Annotated in this window: 13 protein-coding genes; 10 read left to right on the forward strand and 3 right to left on the reverse strand. The window is 69.0% G+C overall.

Annotated features, from left to right (window positions below):
• The first annotated feature begins 14 nt into the window (after positions 1 to 14).
• The 9 genes from RCH22_RS19420 (at position 15) to RCH22_RS19460 (ending at position 10,169) form a co-directional block, all read left to right on the forward strand.
• Complete coding sequence (locus RCH22_RS19420) at positions 15 to 1,043, forward strand: glycerophosphodiester phosphodiesterase family protein (RefSeq protein ID WP_327015238.1); 1,029 nt, start codon at positions 15 to 17, stop codon at positions 1,041 to 1,043.
• 108 nt (positions 1,044 to 1,151) lie between these two features.
• Positions 1,152 to 3,632, forward strand: coding sequence for a UvrD-helicase domain-containing protein (locus RCH22_RS19425; protein WP_327015577.1), 2,481 nt, complete (start codon positions 1,152 to 1,154; stop codon positions 3,630 to 3,632).
• Positions 3,632 to 4,684: an FUSC family protein gene (locus tag RCH22_RS19430; RefSeq protein WP_327015239.1), complete on the forward strand. Its 1,053-nt coding sequence runs from the start codon at positions 3,632 to 3,634 to the stop codon at positions 4,682 to 4,684. Before RCH22_RS19425 ends, RCH22_RS19430 begins: the two co-directional genes overlap by 1 nt.
• Before the next feature lie 80 nt (positions 4,685 to 4,764).
• On the forward strand, positions 4,765 to 6,204 hold the full coding sequence (locus RCH22_RS19435) for a ferredoxin reductase family protein (protein ID WP_327015240.1): 1,440 nt from the start codon (positions 4,765 to 4,767) through the stop codon (positions 6,202 to 6,204).
• Entirely contained in the window at positions 6,201 to 6,749 is a 549-nt protein-coding gene (locus tag RCH22_RS19440) for an FMN-binding protein (RefSeq protein ID WP_327015241.1), read from the forward strand. The genes RCH22_RS19435 and RCH22_RS19440 overlap by 4 nt, the downstream gene beginning before the upstream one ends.
• Before the next feature lie 125 nt (positions 6,750 to 6,874).
• The gene (locus RCH22_RS19445; RefSeq protein ID WP_327015242.1) at positions 6,875 to 8,278 is read left to right on the forward strand and encodes a ferredoxin reductase family protein; all 1,404 of its coding nucleotides are present in this window, start codon (positions 6,875 to 6,877) and stop codon (positions 8,276 to 8,278) included.
• On the forward strand, positions 8,275 to 8,862 hold the full coding sequence (locus RCH22_RS19450) for an FMN-binding protein (protein ID WP_327015243.1): 588 nt from the start codon (positions 8,275 to 8,277) through the stop codon (positions 8,860 to 8,862). The genes RCH22_RS19445 and RCH22_RS19450 overlap by 4 nt, the downstream gene beginning before the upstream one ends.
• 39 nt (positions 8,863 to 8,901) lie before the next feature.
• Entirely contained in the window at positions 8,902 to 9,726 is an 825-nt protein-coding gene (locus RCH22_RS19455) for an FAD:protein FMN transferase (RefSeq protein WP_327015244.1), read from the forward strand.
• 164 nt (positions 9,727 to 9,890) lie between these two features.
• On the forward strand, positions 9,891 to 10,169 hold the full coding sequence (locus RCH22_RS19460) for a hypothetical protein (protein WP_327015245.1): 279 nt from the start codon (positions 9,891 to 9,893) through the stop codon (positions 10,167 to 10,169).
• Between the two features lie 11 nt (positions 10,170 to 10,180).
• Here RCH22_RS19460 and RCH22_RS19465 read toward each other — a convergent pair whose 3' ends face one another.
• Positions 10,181 to 10,660, reverse strand: coding sequence for a MarR family transcriptional regulator (locus RCH22_RS19465; protein WP_327015246.1), 480 nt, complete (start codon positions 10,658 to 10,660; stop codon positions 10,181 to 10,183).
• A gap of 132 nt (positions 10,661 to 10,792) precedes the next feature.
• Here RCH22_RS19465 and RCH22_RS19470 point away from each other — a divergent pair, with 132 nt between their 5' ends.
• Positions 10,793 to 11,434, forward strand: a complete 642-nt coding sequence (locus tag RCH22_RS19470) for an NAD(P)-binding domain-containing protein (RefSeq protein WP_327015247.1) — start codon at positions 10,793 to 10,795, stop codon at positions 11,432 to 11,434.
• Positions 11,435 to 11,585: 151 nt separating this feature from the next.
• Here the strand turns inward: RCH22_RS19470 and RCH22_RS19475 are convergent, their stop codons facing one another.
• Entirely contained in the window at positions 11,586 to 11,972 is a 387-nt protein-coding gene (locus RCH22_RS19475) for a DUF3054 domain-containing protein (protein ID WP_327015248.1), read from the reverse strand.
• 15 nt (positions 11,973 to 11,987) lie between these two features.
• Positions 11,988 to 12,698 carry a VIT family protein gene (locus RCH22_RS19480; protein ID WP_327015249.1) on the reverse strand — a complete coding sequence of 237 codons (711 nt, stop codon included), beginning with the start codon at positions 12,696 to 12,698 and terminating at the stop codon, positions 11,988 to 11,990.
• Positions 12,699 to 12,731: the final 33 nt, after the last annotated feature.

The following is a 12,731-nucleotide window of genomic DNA, read 5'->3' on the forward strand; positions in this document are numbered from 1 at the left end:
CGTATGGTCAGGGAATGCAACCGATCGTGATCGGTCACCGCGGGGCGAGCGGTTACCGGCCGGAGCACACCCGCGGCGCCTATGAGCTCGCGGTTGCCCTCGGTGCTGACGCGGTCGAACCCGACGTCGTCGTCACCCGCGACGGCGTGCTCATCGTGCGTCACGAGAACGAGCTCTCCGCGACGACGGATGTTGCGGCCCACCCCGAATTCGCCGCTCGCCGCACCCGGAAGGTCATTGACGGCATCCGGACGACGGGCTGGTTCACCGAGGACTTCACCTGGGCCGAGCTGCGCACCCTGCGAGCGCGCGAACGGCTGCCGGCCCTCCGCAAGGCCAGTGCGTCCTTCGACGGCCGATTCCCGCTGCTGCGGTTGCGCGACGTTTTCAAGCTCATGGACCGGGTGTCCAGCCGGGCGAGGCGCCCGGTCGGCGTCGTCGCCGAGATCAAGCACGCGAGCTATTTCGAGTCGATCGGCCTCCCTGTCGACGAACTCTTCGCCGCCGAGGTGAACACCGCCGGCTGGAACGCCGGCGACGGACGGCTCACGATCGAGAGCTTCGAACGCACCCTGCTCGACCAGGTCTACGCACGCGGCATCTATGGCAAGCGGATCTTCCTGCTCGAGGCGACGGGGAAACCGGCCGACCAGGTGCGCCTGCTCGGCCGCTCGGCCCCCGACTACGCGGACTACCTGACCGACCAGGGCCTCTACGGGCTGAGCGGTCTCGTCGACGGCGTCAGCGTGCCGAAGTCGCTCGTCCTCGAGATCGGGGCGGACGGACACGTCACGGGCGCTTCCGACCTCGTCGACGCGGCCCACGCCGCCAACCTCGAGATCTATTGCTGGACCCTGCGCCCGGAAAACGTGTTCCTCGCGAAGACCTTCCAGCGCGGGCGGTTCCGCGCCGACTTCGGCGACTGGCAGACCGAGTTCCGCACCATCATGGGCACCGGGATCGACGGGGTCTTCGCCGACCACCCCGACCTCGCCGTCGCGGTCCGTGACGAACTCGCCGCAGAGGCCCGCGAAGACCGCTGAACCGGGCGGCCGCCGATCGACCTGCCTCCGGTACTGCCGGCAACGCTGGCAAGCGGCCGGGCGCCCCGGCCGGTGTCAGGGGCACCGCTTAGACTTGGAGGCGAGATGATGACGCCCTTCGACCCGGACAACACCCCCGCACGCACTTCTTCGGCAACGCCGATAATCCTGGACGGCTATGGCGACGGCTTCGGCCCCGGCCGCCCCGATGGCGAGCCCGGCCAGCGGCAGAGTCCCCTGCTCGACGGGCTGAACCCGCAGCAGCTCGAAGCCGTCGAGTACCGCGGGCCGTCCCTCCTCATCATCGCGGGTGCAGGCAGTGGCAAGACGAGCGTGCTGACCCGCCGCATCGCGAGCCTGCTCGAGACCAGGGAGGCCTACCCGAGCCAGATCCTCGCGATCACCTTCACCAACAAGGCCGCCGCCGAGATGCGCGAGCGGGTCAAGGTCCTCCTCGGCGAGGGTTCAGAGGGCATGTGGATCTCGACCTTCCACTCGTCCTGCGTCCGCATCCTGCGCCGCGAGGCCGAGAGTGCCGGCCTCTCCTCGAGCTTCAGCATCTACGACTCCGCGGACACCAAGGTCACCCTCAAACGCATCATCAAGTCGCTCGACGCCGACACGTACGGATTCACGCCCGGCAACGCCGCCGCGAAGATCTCCAAGCTCAAGAACGAGCTCGCCGACGTCGATTCCTACGCCCGCAACGCCAACCTCAGTGACCCGCAGGAGGTCATGTTCATCGAGATCTTCCGCCAGTACACGCAGCGCTTGCGTGCGGCGAACGCCCTCGACTTCGACGACCTGATCGGCGAGACGGTCTACCTGTTCCGCGCCTTCCCCCGCGTCGCCGCAACCTATCGGCGGCGCTTCCGGCATATCCTCGTCGACGAATACCAGGACACCAACCACGCCCAGTACTCGCTCGTGCGCGAACTCACGCTACCCGTCACCGCAGAACTCGCCGACGAGCTCGAGGCGACCGGCGTGCACGTGCGCAACCTGCGCGAGCCGACTGGCGGCATCCCCGGTGCCTCCCTCACCGTCGTCGGCGACTCCGACCAGTCCATCTACGCCTTCCGCGGCGCCGACACCCGCAACATCAGCGAATTCGAACGGGACTTCCCCGGCACGAAGGTCATCCTGCTCGAGCAGAACTACCGCTCGACCCAGAACATCCTCTCGGCGGCGAACGCCGTGATCGGCCACAACTTCGACCGCAAAGACAAGAAGCTGTGGAGCGCGGGCGGCGACGGCGAGAAGATCGTCGGCTACACCGCGTACAACGGTCACGACGAGGCCCAGTTCGTCGCGGACGAGATCGAGACCCTGCACGGGGCAGGCATGGCTTACCGGGACATGGCCGTGTTCTACCGCACCAACGCCCAGACCAGGGCGCTCGAGGAGATCTTCGTCCGCGCCGCAGTGCCGTACCGCGTCGTCGGCGGCACCAAGTTCTACGAGCGCGCCGAGATCAAGGACGCGCTCGCCTACCTGATCGCGGTCGCCAACCCCGACGACGAGCTCGCCCTGCGGCGCATCCTGAACACCCCCAAGCGCGGCATCGGCCCCGCAACGGAGACCGGGCTCGGCAGCTTCGCCGAGGCCAACCAGATCAGCTTCCGCGAGGCGATGCGCGATTCCGCATCACTCGGACTCGGCCAGAAGGTCACCGGCGCGATCCTGCAGCTGGCCGGCGTGCTCGACGAGGCCGCCCTCAAGATCGACCCGGCGTATCCCGGCGGCCCGGTGAACGTCTCCGAGCTGCTGACCTTCGTGCTCGAGGGCAGCGGGCTGCTCACGGTGCTGCGCAACAGCCGCGACCCCCAGGACGAAGCGCGGGCGGAGAACATCGAGGAACTCGTCGCCCAGACGAAGGACTTCAACCGGGAGAACCCCGACGCCGGCCTCGTCGACTTCCTCACCCAGGTCTCGCTCGTCGCGGCAGCGGACGACCTTGACGACGCCTCGGGCACCGTCTCCCTGATGACCCTGCACACCGCAAAGGGCCTCGAGTACGAAGCCGTGTTCCTGACCGGGGTCGAGGAGGGGCTCCTGCCCCACCAGATGTCGGCGAACGAGCCGGGGGGCCCCGCCGAGGAGCGCCGCCTCTTCTACGTGGGCATCACCCGGGCCCGGCAGCGCCTCTACCTCTCGCTCGCGATGACCCGCGCCCAGTTCGGCGAGATCAACGTGGCCATGCCGAGCCGTTACCTTCAGGAGATCCCGGCCGCGCTGATCGACTGGAAGCAGTCGCCCGGCATGGCCAACTCCCGGAACGGCACCCAGTCGCGTGCGCTCAATCGCAGGGACGGCTTCGGCGGCGGCTTCAACTCCACCCGCAGCGGCTTCAGTGAGCTGCCGCCCGCCCCGAAGCCGAAGACCGAGTGGGCCAACGCCCTCACCCAGGTCCGCGACAACGGGGATCTCGAGCTCGCGGCCGGCGACCGGATCCGGCACTCGAGCTTCGGCGACGGTCGCGTCAACCAGGTCACCGGTGAGGGCACCAAGCGGGTCGCACATGTCCAGTTCGATACGGCGGGCGCAAAGAAGCTTCTGATCAAGATCGCGCCGATCGAGAAGATCTAGTGTCGGAGGGACTCATCGAACGGGTGCGTTCACTGCGTACGCTCGACGTCGAGGTGGCCGTGCGAGCGAGCCTCGCGATGGCACTTCCACTGGTGCTCCTCGTGGCCTGGGGGCGCCTCGAGTGGACCGCCTACGCGTCTTTCGGTGCGATGACGGCGCTCTACGGCCGCAACGAGCCCTACCGGCTGCGCGCCCGCACCATCAGCATCGGCGGGGGATTCCTTCTCGTGAGCATCACCCTCGCGCTTATCGTGGCCATCGCCGGTGCGAGCCTTCCCCTCCTGACCGCCGGACTGCTGTTCGTCGTGGCCGCCGGCATCCTGATCGCCGTCACCGCCGGGCTCGTGCCCGGCACCCCGCTGTTCTTCGTATTCGCGTTCGCGGTCTGCGCCCAGGTGCCGACGCCAGCGGCGGAGTTCGGCCCGCGGCTGCTCGTGGCGGTGTGCGGTGCGGCCTTCGCCTGGCTGCTGACGATGTCCGGCTGGACGCTCCGGCGGCTCTCGGGGGACCGGTCTGCCGTGCTGTTCAAGGGGCTGCCCCGGCGGCCGCGCCTCTGGCCGCGCGCCGTCACCGATCCGCAGGTCTGGCTGACGATCCTGCAAAACGTCGCGGGCGTGCTCATCGCCGGCGGTCTGGCGATCGCCGCCGGAATCGGGCACCCCTACTGGGCCGTTGTCGCCGTCGTCGCCGTGCTGCCGCCGCCCCGGGCGGCCCACTCGATCTCCCGGGCCGTGCACCGCGTGGTCGGGACCGCACTGGGCGTGGTCGTGACGGGCCTCGTGCTGTTGCCGGGGCCATCCGTCGCGTGGCTCGTGGTCGTGATCGCGGTCAGCCAGTTCGGCGCCGAGATCCTGGTCGGAAAGCACTACGGGGCCGCGCTGCTCTTCATCACCCCGCTCGCCCTCTCCGTCGTGCACCTCAGTAGTCCCGTTCCGGTGCCCGCCCTGCTCGTCGACCGCATCGTCGAGACGGCACTCGGGGCGGGGGTCGCGATCCTGCTCGTGCTGCTATTCCGGTTCGGCTCCGGCAAGCGGACCGGCGCAGCAGCATAAGCGGCAGGTGAGGTGGATTCCATAGCCGGTACATAGGCTTCCGAAAGGCTCCACATGGGAAGTGGCCCGATGCTCGGAACATGAGCCTCGACACCAGACCCCTGCGCCTCCAGCAGCGTCTCTCCGAGAAGACGCGCACCCGCCGTCAGCCCGCCCCACGCGTCAACCCGAACTACCCGAGACGGATGCGCCTCGCCGACACCCTGCAGGTGTTCTGCATCGTCTCGCTCGCACTCGCCGTCGCCCTCTTCCTCGGCTGCGGCGGGGCCGCCCGTTTCGGCACCCCCGCGGACGCCCTCACCTCGATCGGCATCGTCACCGGCCTCGTCGGCACCGACCTGCTGCTCGTGATGACACTGCTCGCCGCCCGGCTGCCCGCGATCGACCGCGCATTCGGCCACGACAACGCGATGGCGCTGCACCAGTCCCTCGGTAAGCCGGCCCTCTACCTGATCCTCGCCCACGCGGTCTTCCTCATCATCGGGTACGCCCTCTCCAGCGAGGTCACCGTGTTCGCCGAAACGTGGAGCATGCTCACCCAGATGCCGGACATGCTCCTGGCCTTCATCGCGCTCGGCCTGCTCGTGCTCGTGGTCGTCACCTCGCTCGTCATCGTGCGCCACAAGCTGCCATACGAGGTCTGGCACATCGTGCACCTGCTCTCGTACGTCGCCGTGCTCGCCGCACTGCCGCACATGCTGACCGCAGGCACGGTCCTCGTCGCCGGATCGCTGCAGTGGTACTACTGGCTCGCCCTGTACGTCGGCGTGGCCGGATCCATCGTGGTCTACCGGGTTGTGCTCCCGATCGTGCGGTCGCTGCGCTCCCGGCTCGTCGTGGCAGGCGTCGATCGTGAGGCGCCCGGTGTCGTGTCGATCCGCCTCTCCGGCCGCCGGCTGCACCACCTGCAGGCGACCGCAGGCCAGTTCTTCATCTGGCGGTTCTGGACGCCGGGGCAGTGGTGGCAGGCGCACCCTTTCTCGCTCTCCGCCGCGCCGGCCCACAACTCCCTCCGGGTCACGGTGCGTGCGCTCGGTGACGGTTCGACCGACCTCGCCTCGGTGCCGGTCGGCACCCGGGTGAGCTTCGAAGGCCCGTACGGGCTGTTCACCGACCGGGCCAGGACGAGCCCGCGGATCGTGCTCCTCGCCGCAGGCATCGGCGTCGCCCCGATCCGGGCGCTCCTGGAAACGGCGACCTTCGCGCCGGGCCAGGCGACCGTGCTGTTGCGCTCGCACTCCGTCGCGGACAGCTACCTCGTCGACGAGATCGCCGAGCTTTGCCGCCTGCGGGGAGCCGAGTTCCGTATCATCGCGGGCAAGCGTGCCCCCGGAGCCCACAGCTGGCTGCCCGGCGACGCCGTCAACGCGCGGATCACCCTCAAAACCCTCGTCCCGAATCTCAGCGAATCGGACGTCTACATTTGCGGTCCACGGCGGTGGACCGACGAGGTCGTGCGGGATGCCCGCTCGGCCGGACTACCCACGCAACAGATCCACTTCGAAAGGTTTGACTGGTGAGAAAACGAGCAGCGGCTGCGGCCGCAACAGCGTCCCTGTCCGTACTGGCAATCGGGTGGCTGGTCGGAACGCCGGCCGTCGCCTCCCTGCAGAACACCCTGGGCGGATCCGCGACGGATGCGACGGTGTCTGCCGCCGCATCCGCCCCGGCCGTTTCGACCTCCACGGCCACGGCGCCGGCGGTCGCCACCGCGACTCCGACCGCGACTCCGACCGCGACTCCGACCGCGACCGCTACCCCGACCGCGGCCGCCCCGGTGGCCGGCGTCACCGGAACCTTCACCGGTTCCGTCGTCGCCACCCGGTTCGGGAACATGCAGGTCTCCGTCACGATCGCGGACGGTACGATCACCGACGTCACGGCGCTCCAGCTGACCGACAAGGATTCCAAGTCGGTTCAGATCAGCAACCGGGCCGCCCCGGTGCTCAAGGCCGAAGTGTTGCAGAAGCAGTCCGTCGCGGTGGCGAATGTGAGCGGCGCGACCTACACGACCCAGGGGTACCTCACCTCGTTGCAGGCGGCGCTCGACGCCGCCGGGTTCTAGCCGAGGGCATCCGTTTCGCCCTGCGCATGGGAACCTGTGAACTCGTGCAGCGCACATTGGCGACGCACAGGTTCCTTTCAGGTCCTCGATAGAGATTCATTGGATTCGCCGGGGATGCTCACCTTATGAGCCTCGACACGCGGGCACGCCCGCACCAAGCCAGGTCGCGCATCCACCCGAATTATCCGCGGCGGATGCGACTGGCCGACAGCCTGCAAATCCTCGCGGTGGTCTCGGTGGCGCTCGTCGTCGCGGTCTTCCTCGCCGACGGGGGAGCGGCCAGGATCAGCACACCCGCCGACGCCATCACGGCACTCGGAATCGTCACCGGGCTGGTCGGCACCGACCTCCTCCTCGTCATGATGCTGCTCGCCGCGCGGCTGCCCGCGATCGACAGGGCTTTCGGCCACGACAGTGCGATGGCGCTGCACCAGTCGCTCGGCAAACCGGCGCTCTACCTGATCCTCGCCCACGCCGTGCTGCTCACCATCGGGTATGCGCTCGTGCAGCCCGCCGGGTTCTTCGACGAGGTCTGGATCATGTTTTCGTCGCTCCCGGACATGCCGCTGGCCTTCCTCGGGCTGGGCCTGCTCATCGCCGTCGTGGTCACTTCGCTCGTCGTCGTGCGGCACAAGTTCCGCTACGAGGTGTGGCACCTCGTGCACCTGCTGTCCTACGTCGCCGTGCTCGTCGCGATTCCGCACCAGCTCAGCGTCGGCACCCTGTTCCGCGAGGGATCGCTGCAACGCTACTACTGGCTCGCCCTGTATGCGGGCGTTGCCGGGTCCATCATCCTCTTCCGCTTCATCGTGCCGATCGTGCGATCGCTGAGGGCCCGGCTCACCGTGGTCGGAGTCGACCACGAGGCCCGTGGGGTCGTCTCGATCCGCCTGTCCGGCCGGCAGCTGCGCAGCCTCAAGGCGAAGTCCGGCCAGTTCTTCATCTGGCGGTTCTGGACCCCCGGGTTGTGGTGGCAGGCGCACCCGTTCTCGCTCTCTGCCGCGCCCACCGGCTCGTCCCTCCGCATCACCGTGCGCGGGCTCGGCGACGCGTCTTCCACGCTCCCGCGCGTGCCCGTCGGCACTCGGGTGAGCTTCGAAGGCCCGTACGGACTCTTCACCGACTTCGCCCGCACCTCGCCGCGGATCGTCTTGATCGCCGCGGGCATCGGGGTCGCACCGATCCGCTCGCTTCTCGAGACCGCCACGTTCGCACCCGGGCAGGCGACCGTGCTCCTCCGGTCGAGCACCGTCGACGACACCTACCTCGTCGATGAACTCGCCGCCCTCTGCCGCGCCCGCGGCGCCGAACTGCGCATCATCGCCGGCAAGCGCGCCCCGGGAACCAGCAGCTGGCTCCCCGGCGACGCTGTCCAGGCCCGGATCACCCTCGCAACCCTCGTGCCCAAGCTCCGCGAGGCCGATGTCTACATCTGCGGGCCACGCAAGTGGACGGACGAGGTCGTGCGGGACGCCCGGTCGGCAGGCTTGCCGACCCGGCAGATCCACTTCGAAAGGTTCGACTGGTGAGGGCCCGCGCAGTCACCCTGGCCACCCTGGCGTCCCTGTCCGTGCTCGCAGTCGGTTGGCAGGTCGGCGCCCAGGCGAACGCCTCGATGCAGGCGCTCTCGGCGCCGCAGGCCGCGCCCGCGACCATCCCGCCTCCGAGCGTCGGGCCGGCAACTCCTACGCCGGCCGCCTCAGCACCGGCCGTGTCCGGTCCGGCGACGACGTCTGCCGGTTCCACGACCACCGTGCCGACAGCGGCGACCCCCGCTCCGGCAGCGCCTGCCCCCGCGGTGCCTGCCCCCGCGGCGCCCGCCCCGGCGGCCCGGCCGACCGGAACGTTCACGGGATCAACCGTTCAGACCCGATTCGGCCCTGTCCAGGTCTCCGTCACGATCGCCAACGGCACGATCACCGAGGTCACAGCCCTGCAGCTGACCAACGACGGCGGCCGCTCTGTCGCGATCAGCGCGCAGGCCGCCCCGATCCTCCGCTCCGAGGTGCTCGCCGCCCAGTCCGCGAAGGTCAGCAACGTCAGCGGAGCCACATACACGACGAGGGGCTACCTCACCTCTCTCCAGGCTGCGCTCGACACGGCCGGGTTCTAGATCGTGCACCCGGCAGGGGTCGCCGCTAGCGTTGGTGCCATGGACGCGCAGACCTTCGAGACCATGGGCACCGTCGTGAGCCTCCGCATCGGCAGCACGGCACACGGCAGCGCCACGGGTGACGGCGTGATCGGTGACGGCGGGACCCGCGCCGTCACCGAGGCCGCCACCCCGGCTGCCGGCCCGGACTCGGCCCTCGCCGCCGTCCGCTCGGTGTTCACCCGCTGGGACGAGCATTTCAGCCTGTACCGACCCGACTCGGAGATCAGCAGGATCGCGCGGGGGGACATCCGTCTCACCCAGGCGAGCGCCGAGCTGCGGGACTGCTACGCGATCGCGCTCGACTGGCGCGACCGCACGGACGGCGTGTTCACGCCGCACCGCGCCGACGGCGTGCTCGACCTTTCCGGGGTCGTGAAAAGCCTCGCGATCGCGGAGGCGGGGGAGGCCCTGCGGGGTCTCGGCCTCTCGGCGTGGTCGGTCAACGCGGGCGGCGACCTGCTCGTGAGCGGCGACCAGTCACCGGGCCAGGACTGGGTCGCCGGCATCGTCGACCCGGCAAGCCGGCATGAACTCCTCGCCTCCGTGCCGCTCGTCGCCCCGGTGCGGGCCGTTGCGACCTCGGGAAGTGCCGAGCGCGGCGAGCACATTTGGACCAGCGCGGGCGGCGGCCCCTCGCCCTACCGGCAGGTCAGCGTGATCGGTCTCGACATCGTGACCGTCGACGTGCTCGCCACCACGATCATCGCGGGCGGCGAGGCGGCACTGGGCCGCAGCATCGAGACCTTCCCGATCGAGGTTCTCGCGGTCCTGCGGGACGGTTCGCTCGTCGCCACCGCCGGGCTTCGCTCCGGCCAGAGCTGAGCCGCCGGAGGGTTCCGGACGGTTCCGCGCGGTTCCGCACCGATTTCCACCGGTTGTGCACAGGGACGACCCGGTCCTTGTCAGTGGCGGGGCGGGAGCGTACCGTTGCTCGCGCGGGGGCACCCAGCGGGGGGCGTCCCTCTTCCGACGAGGAGGCAGCCACAATGAGAATTGATCCGGACGGGCTCTGGCCGCGGCGAACGGACTCCGGCAGCGACGGTCTCGACGAAGACCGCGACATCGACGACGTCGCGCTCACCCTCGAGGAGGACCTGGTCCCGGAAGACGACCAGGACGATGATCTCGACTGGTCGATCGACGCCGACGACCGCGTTGTCGACCAGGACGACGAGGACGAGGACGACCGCGGTGTGGACGAGCACAGCATCACCGAGATCGATGATGCCGAGGAGTTCGACGACGTCGACGACTACGAACGGTAGACCGGGGCGGTTCAGCTCGGGCGGAGCAGGCGGTGGTCCGGGTCGAGGGTGCCGAGCAGGCTGCCGCAGATCTCGGAGAGTTGGCTGACCTGACCGGGCGTCAGGGAATCGAAGACGACCGAGCGCACCTCCTCGACATGGCCGGGCGCGCTCCCGACGACCTTGGCCCAGCCGGCCTCGGTCAGTTGTGCGATCGAGGTACGACCGTCGCTCGGCGAGGCGCACCGGGTGAGCAGGCCCTGGACTTCGAGCCGGGCGATCACGTGCGACAGGCGGGAGAGAGATGAGTTCGTGCGTGCAGCGAGCTCGCTCAGGGCGAGGGAGCGCTCGGTGCTCTCCGAGATCATCGCGAGCACGTAGTACTCGAAGTGGCTTAGCCCGGCATCCCGTTTCAACTGCGTCTCGAGTCGCCCCGGCAGGAGCATGGTCACGGCCATCAGGCGCAGCCAGGCCTCGCGTTCGTCATCTGTCAGCCAGCGCGGTTCGGTCATGCCGAGAATTCTACCGGTTAACTTGACGGTTCAACTAAAGAGTCGTAGTCTTTAGTTGTTGCTTCAAGTAATTGTGACGGGAATCCCGCCGGAGGCAGCATCCATCTGACACTCTTCCGGAGGAAAATGACTATGACGAACATCACGATCATCGGCAGCGGCAACATGGCTCGCGGTATCGGCACCCGTGCCGTCGTCGCCGGAAGCGGACTCCAGATCCTCGATCGCGACCCGGCCAAGGCCGCGTCCCTTGCCGCCGAGCTCGGCGGCCAGGTCACTTCGGGCACTCTCACCGGCCCGCTCACCGGTGACATCGTGGTGCTCGCGCTCCCGTTCGACGCAGCCAAGGAAATCGTCACCACCCTCGGTGCAGCCCTGTCCGGCAAGACCGTGATCGACATCACCAACCCCGTCGACTTCAGCACCTTCGACTCCCTCGTCATCGCCCCCGGTACCTCCGCCGCCGAAGAACTCGCCGCGCTCGCCGCGCCCGGAGTGACCATCGTCAAGGCGTTCAACACGACCTTCGCCGGCGCCCTCGTCACGGGCACCGCCGCGGGCCTCCCGCTCGATGTGTTCATCGCGTCCGACTCCGACGAGGCGAACGCGACCGTCTCCGCCTTCGTCACCGCCGCAGGCCAGCGTCCGATCGTCGTCGGCCCGCTGCGTCGTGCCCGCGAGCTCGAGGGCTTCCAGTTCCTCGTGATGACCCTGCAAGCCAACCCGGCATTCGAGGACTTCAACTGGAACACTTCGCTCAAGGTGCTCGTCTAACCGTCAGATCCCCCCACAGCCCGCATCCGCGGGGCGCTGGCTGTGGCGTTTCCGCTGTTACTGGGGCATAACTCCTGCACATTCTGCCGGAGCGTCGACCGAGGCCCGGAAAGACGCGTCGAACATCCCGCCGCCCGGAAATTTGCAGGAGTTATGCCAACCGGCGCGTACGGACCCGGCGCACGAGCACCGCGATGCCGCGCCAGCCGACCAGGAACACACCGAGCACGATCGCCGTCACGACGATAAAGCTCGGCTGAACGCCCTGGCCGCTCACGACCCTGAGCAGAAACCCGACCGCGACCGTCCACAGCCAGACACCGAGCCCGGTGTAGACGATTCGCTGCGGGGCGTGCCAGGCGCGCATGATCAGCCAGCCGATCGTGAGGCCGCCGAGGAACGGCCACCAGGTCGTCAGCACGCCGAGCAGGTCCTCGCCGTGGCTCGCGCGGCCGATCGCCGCGAAGACGAGTACAAGGGCGGCGTCGATGCCCGCCGCGAGCAGAGCGGATGCTGGGAGCGTGCGTGGTGAGGACATGGCACCAGCCTACGGTCAGACCGAGGTGCCGATCAGGCCGCCGATCGCCCAAGTCACGCCGAGGGCGAGCAGGCCTCCGACGACGACCCGCGAGATCGCCCGGCCGCGGGGGCTGCCGCCGAGGTAGGCGCTCAGCCAGCCGGTAATCGAGAGGGCGACCGCTACGGCCAGGAACGTGGCAGACAGCCGCCATGCCGGCGGTGGCAGCAGCACAGCGAGAAGCGGCAGGATCGCGCCGACGGTGAACGCGAGCGCGGACGCGAACGCCGCATGCCAGGGGTTCGAGAGTTCTTCGGTGCCGATGTGCAGTTCCACCTCGAGATGCGCGGCAAGGGCGTCGTGCGCGGTGAGCTCGTCGGCGACGCGCCGGGCCGTCTCAGCGCTGAGCCCCTTGGCCCGGTACATCTCGGCGAGCTCGGCGAGTTCCTGCTCTGGCAGGTTGGCGAGCTCCCAGCGTTCCTTGGCGATCAGGGTGCGCTCGGTGTCGCGTTGGCTGCTCACCGAGACGTATTCGCCGAGGGCCATCGAGATCGCCCCAGCGAGCAGGCTCGCGACTCCGGCGATCAGGATCGCCGCGGAATCCGGGGTGGCCGCGGCCACGCCGACGACGAGTGCGGCGACGGAGACGATGCCGTCATTCGCGCCGAGCACACCGGCGCGCAGCCAGTTGAGCCGTTCGGCGTGGCCGGGGGCGTGCGGTTCGATGCCGTGGTCGAGTTCAGTCATGCCGGAAGTCAAGCAGCCCCGGGGCGTTCGCGC

Origin of the sequence: Cryobacterium sp. GrIS_2_6, from assembly GCF_035984545.1 — a bacterium.
GTDB lineage: Bacteria > Actinomycetota > Actinomycetes > Actinomycetales > Microbacteriaceae > Cryobacterium.

Bases quoted from the DNA above. Each gene is read 5' to 3' on its own strand.
- RCH22_RS19445 (WP_327015242.1), top strand. From the start codon at position 6,875: ATGAGCCTCGACACGCGGGCACGCCCGCACCAAGCCAGGTCGCGCATC.
- RCH22_RS19470 (WP_327015247.1), top strand. From the start codon at position 10,793: ATGACGAACATCACGATCATCGGCAGCGGCAACATGGCTCGCGGTATC.
- RCH22_RS19420 (WP_327015238.1), top strand. From the start codon at position 15: ATGCAACCGATCGTGATCGGTCACCGCGGGGCGAGCGGTTACCGGCCG.
- RCH22_RS19425 (WP_327015577.1), top strand. From the start codon at position 1,152: ATGACGCCCTTCGACCCGGACAACACCCCCGCACGCACTTCTTCGGCA.
- RCH22_RS19455 (WP_327015244.1), top strand. From the start codon at position 8,902: ATGGACGCGCAGACCTTCGAGACCATGGGCACCGTCGTGAGCCTCCGC.
- RCH22_RS19475 (WP_327015248.1), bottom strand. From the start codon at position 11,972: ATGTCCTCACCACGCACGCTCCCAGCATCCGCTCTGCTCGCGGCGGGC.
- RCH22_RS19460 (WP_327015245.1), top strand. From the start codon at position 9,891: ATGAGAATTGATCCGGACGGGCTCTGGCCGCGGCGAACGGACTCCGGC.
- RCH22_RS19435 (WP_327015240.1), top strand. From the start codon at position 4,765: ATGAGCCTCGACACCAGACCCCTGCGCCTCCAGCAGCGTCTCTCCGAG.
- RCH22_RS19480 (WP_327015249.1), bottom strand. From the start codon at position 12,698: ATGACTGAACTCGACCACGGCATCGAACCGCACGCCCCCGGCCACGCC.
- RCH22_RS19465 (WP_327015246.1), bottom strand. From the start codon at position 10,660: ATGACCGAACCGCGCTGGCTGACAGATGACGAACGCGAGGCCTGGCTG.